The following is a 12,609-nucleotide window of genomic DNA, read 5'->3' as shown; positions in this document are numbered from 1 at the left end:
GACCCAGCCCCGGGAGATTTCCTAGGGCTGGGTCCTTCTGTGTTTTTCGCTGCTGTTTTCCGGATGTCGTGTGGGAAGAGTGGATTTCCTCCTTTCTCGCTTTTGTAAAGCGATTGGCTTGCTTCTGTAGAGCCTTCCCCGTATGGAGTGGCAAGCAAATTCCTTGCAGTTTCCTTTTGTAGGGAACGCCGTAGGCGCGAAAGACGCCGTGCATCCGCGTCCCGACCGGAGGTCGTCAGCTTTTGACATCGGCCTTTTTGAGGACAAGAAGGGACAGGCCGCAGAACAGCGCTGTAAATACGGTACACATCACGAAGAAAATCCCCATATCCACTTGTCCCAGCGCCTCCTGGCTGACAGAACCCATTCCCGCAATCACCAAGGCGTTGGGGAAACAAGCCCACCAGCCCTTTGCAGCCAATAAGAACCCGACGACGCTGCAAGCAAACCCGATCCCCACCGGCACCGCAAAGCTCCGGATGCGCATGGCAAAAAAGAGCTGCATCGCCGCAACCGGGAGGGAGCCAATCCATGCGCACAGGAACCAGCGGATCACATCCGGCGGCACCGGGGACTGGAAGCCAAAATAGAACCCAGCCGCCAGATACAGGGCAAAAAAGAGCACCTGCGTCACAAAACTCAGGCCCGCAATCACCAGGAATTTGCTCCAGAAAATGTTGCGCACCGGGACGGGGGCGGTCATCAGCGTGTTCCAGTTGTGGTTTAAATGCTCCAACCGCCACGCATAGGCGGCATAGATGGAGAGCAATACCGCCAGGAACAGGTCCCCATAAAACAGGCTGACCTGGGTCCACAGGCTTTGCCATTCGTTTGTCAAAATCTCCCGGTTCATCGAAAAGTTGGCGCACCCAACAAAGACGCTGAACGCAGGCAAAAACAGAAACGCGAGCCAAATACACGACCCTTTCAGCTTGCGGCCCTCCGCCGCAACTGCATGTCTCAACATGGCATATCCCTCCTAAAACTCTTTCCGGCAAAGGCGGCGCTTTCCCAGGAAATATACGATGATCCCCAGGACAAACACCAAGAGCGCCGGGACAATGTTGGGGTCCATCGCCAAATACTGCCACTCGTGGTCCCCCAACGGGACCGCCTGCACGGAGGACAATTCCGCATAACCGCACCACGGCAAAAATGCGCGCACCTGCGGCGGAAACAACGCGCCCACAAGCCCAAGGAACGACCCGGCCATGCCGACAATCAATGCGACCAGTTGATTGGGCACCGCCATGGCAATCCATTGTTGCAGCGCCAACACAAATACGCTCACGAGCATGGTCCCCAAAAAGACCTTTCCCACCAGTCCTACGGGGATTGGGCCCGGGAACCCCCTCCATGCGGCAAACGTCAATAGCGCGGCCAGCTCCAGCACCAGGGTGACGGTCAGGAGAAGGAACGTGCAGAGGAATTTGGCAAAATACAGCTTGCCCATGGGTTCCGCAGCGGTGCCGAGCAGCTTCCAGGTGTCGCCCTTGTGTTCCATGTCGCAGATGCGGCTGGAAAGGACCGCAATCGCCAGAGGAAGGAACAGGCCGTGCAGCATCGCCAGATTGGTAAACAGGTTGTTCCAGATCAGGTTTGCGCCGTTTTCTTCAAAATAGCTCTGCACGGAATAGGCTGTCCAGGCCCCCTCCACGCCGCAGAGCAGCAGTGCGGTCAAGAAGACGCCGCGCCGCCGGATCTTATAGAACTCCAAGGAAAGGTAACGGATCATAGCGCGCCTTCCTTTCCGGTGAGATCGAGGAAGATCTCCTCCAGGCTGCGCTGCCGCTCTTCAATGCGGAATACCTGCACGCCGCTGCAAACCAATTGTTGGTTGATCTGCGCCACCGCAGCGTCGCTCAGATTTTCCAGCAGCAGCCATCCGGCCTCCCGTTTGGGGCGGTACCGTTCCAACAGGCGCGCGGCCTCCTCCGAGTCCTGTGTCCGGACAGCCACATAATGGGCGCTCTTCCTCCGCAAAACTTCCAGGCTGTTTTGGAAAATCAGCTCGCCGTGGTCGATGATCCCCACGGCGGTCGCCATCTGATCGACCTCCGCCAACAGGTGGCTGGACAGCATCACCGTCATGCCGTACTGCTGCGGCAACGCCTTGATGAGCTCCCGGATCTCCTCAATCCCGGCTGGGTCCAGCCCGTTGGTGGGTTCGTCCAAGACCAGCAGCTTCGGAAACCGCATCAGCGCCATCGCAATGCCCAGGCGCTGCTTCATCCCCAGCGAATAGTGGCTCACCTTTTTACCGGCCTGGTTTTCCAGACGGACAATCCGGAGGGCCTCCCGCAGGTTTTTCTCCGGGATGTCCAGCAGCTTCTGCATGACGCGCAGATTTTCCATGCCGGTCAAATGCCCATAGTACGACGGCGATTCGATCAATGCCCCGGTCTGGCGCAGAATTTCCACCCGGTTTTTGTCGTTCATCTGTTTTCCAAAGAGATGTACCGTGCCCTGGGTGGGTTTTACCAGGCCCAACAGCATTTTCATGGTCGTGGATTTCCCTGCGCCGTTGGGCCCCAGGAAGCCGTAGACCTCCCCTTCGCGAATCTGTAAATCCACATGTTTGACGCGGAATACACCGCCGTATTCTTTGGATAACCCTTCTGTACTTACGATCGTCTCCATCCCCGCACCTCCTTATACCAATCCCGCATAATAGGCGGGAATACTGTTTTGATAGACCGCCCGGCTTGCAAAGGCACTCACTGCGGCAAAGGCAATCGCCACGAGAGCGATCACCGCCAGGACGCCGAATCTCCGTTTCATCCGTTCCATAGGAACGCCTCCTTTTTGATTGACTGGATATAGCATAACGCGGGTTCCTTACAGGAAGCTGCACAAAACCTTACGGCAGACTTACAAAAAGGGTTGCGGCGTGAAACGGGAAATACAGGTGTGTTATAATAACCTCACGGCATAAGTGAAAGCCGGTTTCGCAAAAGCTCGCCGCTTTGCGGCGCGGGATGCGGGGCTGTATGTTTTCAAATCGCGTGGCCTTAGAAATTTTCAAATTGAAAGTAGGGATTCCCATGGATGAACTCAAGGAAAAGAAAATCCTGGTGGTGGACGACCAACCGCAGCTGCTGCGCATGGTGGACGAGATCCTGCGGCGGGAAGGCTTTACCCGCGTGTTCCTCGCGCCCGACTGCGCCCGCGCCATGGAACAACTGCGCGCGGTAAAACCCGACCTGGCGGTGTTGGACGTGATGCTGCCAGACGGGGACGGCTTTTCGTTGATGCAGCAGATGCGCGCTATTTCGCCCTTGCCGGTGGTATTCCTGACCGCGCGCGGGGAGGACGAGGACCGGCTGATCGGCCTGGGGATGGGGGCGGACGACTACATCGTCAAGCCGTTCCTTCCAAAAGAGTTGACTTTGCGCATCACGGCGATCCTGCGGCGGGTCTATGTCCCGATCCGCCAGGAGCAGCTTCCGGCCTTCTCGCTGGGGGACCGCACGGTCGATTTGGGCGCGTCCCTGGTCCGCGCGCAGGACGGGCGGGAGTGGACGCTCACCGCGAAGGAACATGCGCTTTTAAAGAAGCTCTATGAGAACCGCAACCGCATTGTCACGAGCGACGCGCTCTGCCAGGCCGCCTGGGGCGACGACCTCTACGGCTATGAAAACACCCTGATGGTGCACATCCGCCGGATGCGTGAAAAGCTGGAACAGGACCCGTCCCATCCGCAGTATCTATTGACCGCGCGCGGCCTGGGCTATAAACTGCAATTGGCGCCCACGAAGAACACCTAACCTGGGCGGGCCGCAAAGCGGCGGGCAAACCGCCGCTTTCCTGCAAACGCCGTTTGCAGCTGCCGCGCAGCGTTGCGCGGCATGCGGCCCTTAGAGCAAGCAGTTTCAAAAGCGCCCCAGCGCCTACACTGGCGGCTCGCATTGCGTTGTCTTGAAAGGAATCTTCAGAAAAACCTATTTTAAAAGCTATCTCCCATCGATAAACAAAAGGGATTGCCCTGCAGGAGGTGTCCATCTTGAAAAGTATCCAGCGCTTCTTAGGGCGCTTTTTGATCGGCCTGTTCGTCTGTTTCCTGGTCTTCTTTGTGGCGAACATCGCCGGCCTGACGGTCTATCTGCGCGTCCTGTACGATACGCACGAGGGCGACGAGGACTTCTCCCCCACCTGGGCGGTGCGGGACACCGTGGAGGGCCTGACCAAACAGGACGGCGAATACCAGCTGGCCCCATCCGTCGTGGAAGAATTGCGCGCGCACAGCGCCTGGGCCATGCTCTTGGACGACAACGGGAATGTGATCTGGTCCATGGACCTGCCGGAGGAGATCCCGCTCTCCTACACCCCGAGGGACGTCGCTGGGTTTACCCGGTACTATTTACAGGATTACCCCGTCTTTTGCTGGGAACACCCGGACGGCCTGGTGGTGACCGGATACCCCAAGGGGTCGTATATGCGCTACACGCTCAATTTTGCAGAGCAGGACGCCCGGACGATCTTTGAATGTGTGCTCCTGTTCCTAGTCGGCAATGTCCTGGTGGCGATCCTGATCTATGCATTCCTCTGCTGGTGGACGGTGCGGCCGGTACGCCCGATTTTGCACGGGTTGTCCTGCCTGGCGCGCGGGGAACCGGTGCAACTGGCGGAGCGCGGCAGCCTGCGCGAGGTGGCGGCTGGGATCAACGCGGCTTCCGGCGAATTGCAGCGCCGCGACGACGCGCTGCGGAAAAAGGACGAGGCGCGCGCCAACTGGATCGCGGGCATTTCGCACGACATCCGCACGCCCCTCTCCGTGATCCTCGGCTATGCGGGCGAATTGCAGGACGATCCCGCACTCCCGCCGCCGGAGCAGGAGCAGGCCGCGGTGATCTGCCGGCAGGGGGTCCGCCTGCGCGACCTGGTCAGCGACCTGAACCTGGTGTCCCGCCTGGAATACGACATGCAGCCCCTGGAACGCCAATGGCTGCGCCCGGCAAAGCTCGTCCGCCGCGCCGTGACCGATTTTATGAACGCGATGCCGGAAAATCCCTGCGGGATAGAACTGGAGGAGGTGGACGAATCCATCCGCTTGCAGGGGGACGAGCGGTTGCTTTTGCGCGCGCTGACCAATCTGTTGCAAAACAGCGTCCTGCACAACCCGCAGGGATGCGCCATCCGGGTTTCCGTGCGCCGGGATGGGACAAATACCTGCCTCCTTTCCGTCCGCGACGACGGGGTTGGCGCGGACCCGCAAAAGCTCGCCTCCGTATTGAACGCCCCTTACGCGCCGAAGCGCGCCCATGGGCTGGGCCTCTTCCTCGTCCGCCGCATCACCGAGACCCACGGCGGGCAATTTACCGCGCGTACCGCGCCGGGCGAGGGGTTCTCCGGAGAGATGCGGCTTCCCTGTGAGCCGCTCCGGGAGGCTGCGCAGAGCGGTTGACGCGCTGGCATCAAAAAACCGGGCGGGGACAAGTAGAAGTATCCCCGCCCGGTTTTGCCAACCGTGAAGAGCCCGGCAAGCGTGAGGTAGGTGCTCTTCTTTCGGATGTATTTTTCTTCTCTCTACATAATGGAACCAAAATAGATGGCTAAAAATTCTTTTATAAAGAGCATTGCCATGCATGTATTTTTCGTAAACACAGATGTGCTGTAATATCGGTCCATATCGAACAAGAGCGGACGGTACAAGCTGTACCGTCCGCTCTTGTGTTGTATGATAAAACTTGATGAAGTGTGTCTTTCGATCGCCGGTTATTGCGCTGCGCCCTCCACGGCCTCCTGGAAGGCCTCGAGGTCGCTTCTCGGCACCAAACCGCGCACAACATTGTCCAGCACCACCAGGCAGTTACGCTCCCCATCCGCATAGAACTCCAGCGTGTTGGTCGGAAGCCCGTCGTAATAGGCAACTTCCGCCCGGAAGAGCGGCGTCCCGGAGGGCTGGGCGTCTTCGGCGTCCTCCAGAACCGTCTCACTGGTCAACGTCTGGTAGAGGTTGGTAAAGGCGGTGTAATCGGTCTCTGTCCCGGAGGTGTCGGCAACCGTATAGTTGTAATATGTAGTGTCCTCTGTGGACTTCTCCTCGTCCGTTGTCCGCGTCACGTCCCAGCGGTAGGCCATATCCCCGTCCAACGTAATAGAGAGCGACTGCACAGACTCCACGCTCCGGGTCAGCAGGACCTTGCTCTGCACGTCAAACGGCGTCGTCAAGCTTGTCCAGGGGGTGAGGCTGTCCTCCAAAATGCGGTATACGATGTCCACACCGTCCAGCATCACCATGCGGTTCCCGTCCTTCTCCGCCCCGGCCATGAGCGTATACTCCTCGCCGTCCGTTGTAGTCATCTGGATCACATTGGTCGGGTTATCCAGCCCGTATTCCCGCAGGGCGTCCTGGTCTGGATGCAGCGCTTCCACGCCGCCCGCAGTCAAGCACGACAGCAGATCCGTCAAGGACTTGACCGTCTCGGTATCTGCATCCATTTGCTTTGGCTCCGTCATCAGATACAGGGTCCCCTCGCCCTGTTGGAGCGTGATGGGTTCCGCAAGCGCCGTCCCGCTCAGCACCAGCTTGCGGAACGGTGCAGAAGCGTCGGTTTTAAGGCTGCTGAAATCCAGCACCTGGCGGGACAGGAACCCCGTCTTATCCTGGAGATAGGCGAGCGGCACGCTTGCCACATAGACGTCCTCCGCGCCCTGCCCGCGCACATAATAAGCGGTGCTGTCCTCCACGGAGGCATTGCCGATCTCATAGGCATAGGTATCCCCATTTTGAAAGGTAACCTTGACCGTCGCCTGCGGGGTGGAAAGGCCGAAATCCGCAAGGTTGCTTACCGCACCAATCTTTTTGGTGGCAAAGAGCTGCCAGCCGCCTTCTGCGGCGCTGTTGACCGCGTAGCTGTCCTGCGGGAGGCCCTCCAATTCCTGGATGGAGAAGTTGATTTCCTCTTCGGCGTCCGAAGAAGTAGCCCCGGAAGCGTCGCTGGAAGCCTCCTCCAAAGCGCTGCTGCCCGCAGCGCTGCTTTCCGGCTGCTCTTCCGCCGGGACAATGGTAAATACGCCGCTTGTGTTTGTCACCTCAATGGAGGCGACGTCCGCCTCCTCCCGGTTTAACAGGGCGATGTCCTGGGAGGAGCTGGTGGTGGAGGCGTCCGTTTCGCCGCCGGTCAGCATTAGAGCGGCCAGGGCGCCGCCCAATACAACAATGCATACGCCGAGAATGAGCAGATTTCTGGTCGCTGGTTTCATTACAGCCTCCTCCTTCTATAGTACACTACTACGCCGATCACGACGACGATCAACGGAATCAAAATGGTAAAGATGCCAAGGCCAAAGACCATGACCTGCAACAGGCTCATGGAGATGTCCGCAATGGAGGTCTGCACCTGGCGCGTTTCCACCGCGGTTGTTTCGCCCTCCGTACCGGTGACGTACTTGGCGAGATCCGTCAGATAGCGCCCATCGCCAAACGTATTGGAATTGATGATGCCGTCCACGAACATAAAGGTGCTGCCCAGCGCGACCACATTGGCGGTGGCTTCCCCTTCGCCCGTGGTGATGGTCTTTTGCGCCAACGCCGCCAGGGTGTGTTCGCCGGTCTGCGGGTTGCTGATGCTCTCTTCAGTGCCGTCATAGAGGAACGCCGAACTGCTGCTGGTCGCAAGCGTATGCGTTGTGATGCCGTTGCGTTCGTCAAACAGCAGGTTGATCGGGCAGCTCTGCGGCATCAGGAGGTAGCCGTAGTCCGAAGTGGCGCGGCTGAGGGTGATGTCGCCACTCTGGTTGGCCAGCAGGTACGACGGGTCACTCGTGATGTAGCTATTGGGGTCGGTTTCCACAACCTGCGTGGATTGCTGGACATCCAAGCCCCATTCCTTTAGGAAGTCCGTCAGGTTGGGTAGGGCGTCCTGGCCCGGATAGAAGGTCACCAGCAGGGAGCGGTCGGACGCCTTGCTCTCGTCGTTCAGGAAGGCTTCCAGCTTTTCAATCTCGTCCGGGGTGTAGTCAGTCGCCGGGGTCGCCAGCACAAAGAGCTGCGCGTTCTCCGGGATCTCGTCGGTCAGGAGGTTGATCTCCTGCGTTTCAAAGTTGTTGCTGGTCAACAGGTTTTTATAGAGCGTGGTGTCCATCATCTCGTTGTGCCCGGTGTCAAACACCGCCAGCGGGAGGGTATCCGCGTTGACCGAGCTGACAGCCGAAGCCAGCGCGCTGTCCACCATGGAATAGGCGACCATCCCGGTTTGGCTGTACTGTACATCGAACAGGTCCGTGTAGGCCAGTACGCGGTAGCGTTTGTCCGTCTTGACCAGGACATCCGCGGTCATCAGGCCGTCGTCCTGATATTCCGAAGCGAAGGCCGGGTTTTGGTCCAGGTCGATGTATTCCACGGAGATATTGGAATTGCGCTCCGCCATCTTTTCCGCCAGGGCGCTGACCTGGCTGTATTTAATCCCATATTCGGCCAACAGGGTATCGGATTTTGCGATATCCTCGCTCGCCATGATGTAGATGGTGGTTGGGTTCTGCACGTTGGAGGCGATTTCCGCCGCGCTGTCCGAAAGGGTGTTGACATGGCCCTCGGTGAGGTCCAGGTTCATGGAGGGATAGCGCTCCGCCAACAGGCTGACGACCACGTTGAGAAGGATGACCACCACCAGGAAGCCGGCGGTCATTGCCAAGGAAATCCCGCGGTATTTCCCTTTGTGGCTATCTTTCTTCGGCTTCTTTGGCTTTTGCGGCTTTTCTGTATCCGCCTCCGGCACGGGGGCGAGCGCTTCGGAAGGCTCCTGTTCGTCCTGCATGGGCGGTTCCCCATCCGCTGCGTCCTGGCTGGATGTGGACGTTTCCTCCGCAGGGGCCTCCCCCTGCGTGCCGTCCGGTTCGGAGGCGGTTTGCGTTTCTTCTGCGGGTATTTCGGCTGCCGGGGATTCCGGCCCGGCCGGTTCGATTGCTTCCTGCGCCGGTGTGGATTCCTCCTCCGGCGTCAAGGGGTTTTTGTTTTCGTTGTCCATCTGTTTTCCCTCCTTTAGCTCCAACGGCGGCTCTCCAGCTTGCGTGCGGTCAGGAACAGGAAGACCGCCGCCACGCTGAGGAAGAACACGATGCTGGCAATATGAAAGGTACCCGTGGTGAAGGGGGTATACCGGCTGTTGAAGGACAGCCAGTTCAACACCTGGACCACTACCTGGTTGCTGATAATGCTCGTGAGCTGGTCGATCACCACCAACAGGATGGAGATGCCAAAGGTGCCGATGGCGGCCACGATCTGGCTTTGCGTCAGAGAGGAGACAAACGTGCCGATGGCCAGGATTGCGATGCCATACAGGAAGGAGCCGATCACGGTGCCAAGGATCAACACCCAATTGGGCGATGAAAAGAACCCAATGACAATCGCGGGGATCAGGCTTCCCACCAGGATGATGGCATAGATGGTGGCAGAGGCGAAAAATTTGCCCAGGACGATGGAACCAACCCCCACCGGCGCGGTGAGCAGGGCTTGGTCGGTGCGGTTCTTTTGCTCTTCACTGAACACGCGCATGGTCAGGATGGGCAGGAGCATCATGCTCCAAATGAACATATTGCTGTAGACAAATGTGGAGATGTAATAGGTGGAGCCGGACAGCATGACGGAGTAATAATAGAACCCATACAGGGCAAACAGGACTGCCGCCACCACATAGCCGATGGGAGAAGTAAAATATGACCGCATCTCTCTTTTATAGACTGCGCCCATTACGCCCCCTCCTTTCCGTCGAGAATTTCAGAGGGCTGCGCCGTCTCCTGATGGTCATACAGGTCGCTGGTCAGGCGCAGGAACACATCTTCCAATGTGAGGTCGGTGTTCTTCATAGAGAGGATGGGCCAATGGTTCTGCGCAGCCAGCGCAAAGACCGGCCGCCGCAGGTCGGTCCCTTCATTGCCCTCCACAGAGAATTCATAGACGCCGGGTTCTTTTTCGCCATAGGCGTCCACCTCTTTGACACCCCGCAGGGAATGAAGCCCCTGCTTGATGGCCTTTTCCTCGCCCTCCATGCGCAGGAGCAGGCGGTTTTCGTTGGAAAGGCTGTGCGCCAGGCTATCCGGGGTGCCGTCCGCGACAATCGAACCGCGGTTGATCACGATCACGCGCTCGCACACGGCCTGCACTTCGGACAGGATGTGGGAGCTGAGGATGACCGTGTGCTTGCGGCCCAAGCTCTTGATGAGGTTGCGGATCTCAATGATCTGCTTGGGATCAAGGCCCACGGTCGGTTCGTCCAGGATCAGAACCGGCGGGTTGCCCAGCAGGGCCTGGGCGATGCCCACGCGCTGGCGGTAGCCCTTGGACAGGTTGGCGATCAGGCGGCCATATACGTCGTCGATCTTGACCAGCGAGCAGATCTCCGCAATGTGCTCCTTGCGGGGGAGCTTCACCTTTTTCAGGTCGTACATAAAGTTCAGGTATTCCTTGACGGTCATGTCCGTATACAGAGGGGGGATCTCCGGCAGGTAGCCGATGCGCTTTTTCGCCTCCAACGGGTTTTCCAGGGTATCGAACCCATCGACGGTGATGCTGCCCTCTGTTGGGGAGAGATACCCCGTGATGATGTTCATGGTGGTGGATTTCCCGGCGCCGTTTGGCCCGAGGAACCCGAGGATGGTTCCCTCCTCCAGGGAAAAATGGATATGGTTCAAAGCGAGGTTGGAACCATACCGCTTTGTGAGGTTTTTCACCTCAATCATATGCGTCCCTCCGGTTTCAAAATTTCAGGGAGCGCAATCCGCACAGAAAAGGCTTTTCCCCGCGGAAAAAGTCCGGTGGGCGATTCGATACGCTCCCATATACGTGATTAACAGTTTAGCAATGCAAGGTGATCGTTAGGTGATCGAATTATGAATAAATTGTTATGAAATGGCAAAAAGGCCAAAATCCTTGGCAACGGACCGGCTCCCTTTCCACGGTTTTACAGGCGTTAGTGGTATGGAACACGAAAACCATTTTTCGATTCTTGTCCTTTTGCCGGCGATGGGCTCCAAAAAAAGATTGCATGGGCCGGCGGCCTTTCTTGCAGATTTCAGCAAAAGCTCGTATAATCGTTATGTTCTTCTTTTCAACAGGTTTCGCAAGATCTGTTGAAAAACAAATCCCATCGAATCCATCGCAAAAAATCCGGAGGCGGCCGCTCCGGATCGTTTGCCGTGGGTTCGTTGAATCCAGGTGATCGTATTGTTTTCAAAAAAGGACCTCCGCCGCCTTCTGATCCCTTTGATTATCGAGCAGATCCTGGCTGTCTTAGTCGGCATGGCAGACGTGGTCATGGTTTCCGCGGTGGGGGAGGCGGCTGTCTCCGGCGTATCTTTGGTAGATTCGATCAGCACGCTGATCATCCAGCTTCTGGCGGCGCTTTCCACGGGCGGCGCGGTGGTCTGTTCCCAATACCTTGGGAAAAAAGACGCAAAAAACGCCTCTGTTGCGGCAAACCAGTTGCTGCTCTCCACGTTCTTGCTCTCTGTCTTTATCATGATCGTGGCGCTGGTGGGCAACCGCTCCCTGCTCGCCTTGATCTTCGGAAGCATCGAGGCGGATGTGATGAGCAACGCGCAAACCTATTTCTTTCTCTCTGCGGTTTCCTACCCGTTCCTCGCGATATACGATGCCTGCGCGGCGCTGTATCGTTCCATGGGGAATTCCAAAGTGTCGATGAACACCTCCCTGTGCATGAACGCGATCAATGTCGTGGGAAATGCCCTATGTGTATATGGCCTCCACATGGGTGTGGCTGGCGTGGGAATCCCCACGGTCGTCTCACGTGCTACGGCTGGGATCATCATGCTCGTGATTGTGCGCAATCCCGATCATTTGATCCACGTGGATAGGCGCCTGCGCCTCGGGTTTCATCCCCAGATGATCCGCAACATCCTGCGCATTGGCGTCCCGGCTGGAATGGAAAACAGCATGTTTCAGCTCGGGAAAATCCTGGTGCAGAGCCTTGTGTCGTCTTTGGGTACCGCCTCGATTGCGGGATTTGCCGTGGCAAATAACCTGGTCCAATTTGAATACCTGCCCGGCACCGCCATCGGGCTTGGCATGGTAACCGTGATCGGGCAATGCGTCGGCGCGGGGGAACACGCACAGGCCAGGCAATACACAAATTATCTTCTCAAAGTAAACTATGGGATTTTGGCGGTCCTAGCCGTCCTTTTGACCGCCCTCAGCACGCCCCTTGTGGGCATTTACAACCTCTCGCCGGAAGCATCCTCCATCGCGGTGGCGTTGATCGTGGTACACAGCTTTGCCATGATTATTTGGCCGGTTGCCTTTGCCCTTCCCAACGCGCTGCGTGCGGCGTCCGACGTCAAATTCACCATGGTGACCGCTGTCTTTTCCATGTGGGCGTTCCGCATCGGGCTGAGCTATGTGCTGGTGCTGGGTTTCCACTTAGGCGTTATGGGCGTCTGGATTGCGATGTTTGCGGATTGGGGATTCCGCGCGGTCCTCTTTTTTATCCGGTACCGCAGCGGGCGGTGGCTCCCGCAGCGCCCTCAAAAACAGGCTGTTGGGCAATAGCGGATTCCCCCACATGCTTGGGCCCCTGCCCCTCCTAAAAACAAAGATTGCAGCCCCCGGACAAATCCGTCCGGGGGCTGCTTGTGTAAAAGGAGTTTCAGGAA

The 12,609-nt window shown here is 57.9% G+C and carries 11 protein-coding genes; 3 read left to right on the top strand and 8 right to left on the bottom strand.

Features of this window, described 5'->3' with window-relative positions:
- Positions 1-235: 235 nt before the first annotated feature.
- The 4 genes from B5F54_RS16070 to B5F54_RS17790 are packed head-to-tail and all read right to left on the bottom strand — an operon-like array spanning position 236 to position 2,790.
- A complete protein-coding gene (locus B5F54_RS16070) occupies positions 236-967 on the bottom strand; it encodes an ABC transporter permease (protein WP_087235191.1) in 732 nt (243 codons plus the stop codon).
- 12 nt (positions 968-979) lie between these two features.
- Positions 980-1,735, bottom strand: a complete 756-nt coding sequence (locus tag B5F54_RS16065; protein ID WP_087235190.1) for an ABC transporter permease — start codon at positions 1,733-1,735, stop codon at positions 980-982.
- Positions 1,732-2,640 (bottom strand): ABC transporter ATP-binding protein, encoded by a 909-nt coding sequence (locus B5F54_RS16060; protein ID WP_087235189.1) that lies wholly within the window; start codon positions 2,638-2,640, stop codon positions 1,732-1,734. The genes B5F54_RS16065 and B5F54_RS16060 overlap by 4 nt, the downstream gene beginning before the upstream one ends.
- A gap of 12 nt (positions 2,641-2,652) precedes the next feature.
- Positions 2,653-2,790 carry a hypothetical protein gene (locus B5F54_RS17790; RefSeq protein ID WP_172749773.1) on the bottom strand — a complete coding sequence of 46 codons (138 nt, stop codon included), beginning with the start codon at positions 2,788-2,790 and terminating at the stop codon, positions 2,653-2,655.
- 254 nt (positions 2,791-3,044) lie between these two features.
- Here B5F54_RS17790 and B5F54_RS16055 point away from each other — a divergent pair, with 254 nt between their 5' ends.
- Both B5F54_RS16055 and B5F54_RS16050 read left to right on the top strand, forming a co-directional pair.
- Positions 3,045-3,767: a response regulator transcription factor gene (locus B5F54_RS16055; protein WP_087235192.1), complete on the top strand. Its 723-nt coding sequence runs from the start codon at positions 3,045-3,047 to the stop codon at positions 3,765-3,767.
- A gap of 236 nt (positions 3,768-4,003) precedes the next feature.
- The gene (locus B5F54_RS16050) at positions 4,004-5,404 is read left to right on the top strand and encodes a sensor histidine kinase (RefSeq protein WP_087235188.1); all 1,401 of its coding nucleotides are present in this window, start codon (positions 4,004-4,006) and stop codon (positions 5,402-5,404) included.
- A gap of 311 nt (positions 5,405-5,715) precedes the next feature.
- Here B5F54_RS16050 and B5F54_RS16045 read toward each other — a convergent pair whose 3' ends face one another.
- From B5F54_RS16045 to B5F54_RS16030, 4 genes are read right to left on the bottom strand one after another with little or no spacing between them, the layout of a single operon-like run.
- A complete protein-coding gene (locus tag B5F54_RS16045) occupies positions 5,716-7,206 on the bottom strand; it encodes a DUF4340 domain-containing protein (RefSeq protein ID WP_087235187.1) in 1,491 nt (496 codons plus the stop codon).
- A complete protein-coding gene (locus B5F54_RS16040; protein ID WP_087235186.1) occupies positions 7,206-8,969 on the bottom strand; it encodes a GldG family protein in 1,764 nt (587 codons plus the stop codon). Before B5F54_RS16040 ends, B5F54_RS16045 begins: the two co-directional genes overlap by 1 nt.
- A 14-nt stretch (positions 8,970-8,983) precedes the next feature.
- The gene (locus B5F54_RS16035) at positions 8,984-9,691 is read right to left on the bottom strand and encodes an ABC transporter permease (RefSeq protein WP_087235185.1); all 708 of its coding nucleotides are present in this window, start codon (positions 9,689-9,691) and stop codon (positions 8,984-8,986) included.
- The gene (locus tag B5F54_RS16030; protein WP_087235184.1) at positions 9,691-10,680 is read right to left on the bottom strand and encodes an ABC transporter ATP-binding protein; all 990 of its coding nucleotides are present in this window, start codon (positions 10,678-10,680) and stop codon (positions 9,691-9,693) included. Before B5F54_RS16030 ends, B5F54_RS16035 begins: the two co-directional genes overlap by 1 nt.
- 475 nt (positions 10,681-11,155) lie before the next feature.
- Between B5F54_RS16030 and B5F54_RS16025 the strand changes: the two genes are divergently transcribed.
- Positions 11,156-12,505 (top strand): MATE family efflux transporter, encoded by a 1,350-nt coding sequence (locus tag B5F54_RS16025; protein WP_442856136.1) that lies wholly within the window; start codon positions 11,156-11,158, stop codon positions 12,503-12,505.
- The last annotated feature ends 104 nt before the right edge of the window (positions 12,506-12,609 follow it).

Origin of the sequence: Anaeromassilibacillus sp. An250, from assembly GCF_002159845.1 — a bacterium.
Lineage (GTDB): Bacteria > Bacillota > Clostridia > Oscillospirales > Acutalibacteraceae > Anaeromassilibacillus > Anaeromassilibacillus stercoravium.
This window is presented reverse-complemented; position numbering and strand designations above follow the sequence as displayed.

Coding starts and splice junctions, on each gene's coding strand:
- B5F54_RS16070 (WP_087235191.1), bottom strand. CDS start 967: ATGTTGAGACATGCAGTTGCGGCGGAGGGCCGCAAGCTGAAAGGGTCG.
- B5F54_RS16065 (WP_087235190.1), bottom strand. CDS start 1,735: ATGATCCGTTACCTTTCCTTGGAGTTCTATAAGATCCGGCGGCGCGGC.
- B5F54_RS16060 (WP_087235189.1), bottom strand. CDS start 2,640: ATGGAGACGATCGTAAGTACAGAAGGGTTATCCAAAGAATACGGCGGT.
- B5F54_RS17790 (WP_172749773.1), bottom strand. CDS start 2,790: ATGGAACGGATGAAACGGAGATTCGGCGTCCTGGCGGTGATCGCTCTC.
- B5F54_RS16055 (WP_087235192.1), top strand. CDS start 3,045: ATGGATGAACTCAAGGAAAAGAAAATCCTGGTGGTGGACGACCAACCG.
- B5F54_RS16045 (WP_087235187.1), bottom strand. CDS start 7,206: ATGAAACCAGCGACCAGAAATCTGCTCATTCTCGGCGTATGCATTGTT.
- B5F54_RS16040 (WP_087235186.1), bottom strand. CDS start 8,969: ATGGACAACGAAAACAAAAACCCCTTGACGCCGGAGGAGGAATCCACA.
- B5F54_RS16035 (WP_087235185.1), bottom strand. CDS start 9,691: ATGGGCGCAGTCTATAAAAGAGAGATGCGGTCATATTTTACTTCTCCC.
- B5F54_RS16030 (WP_087235184.1), bottom strand. CDS start 10,680: ATGATTGAGGTGAAAAACCTCACAAAGCGGTATGGTTCCAACCTCGCT.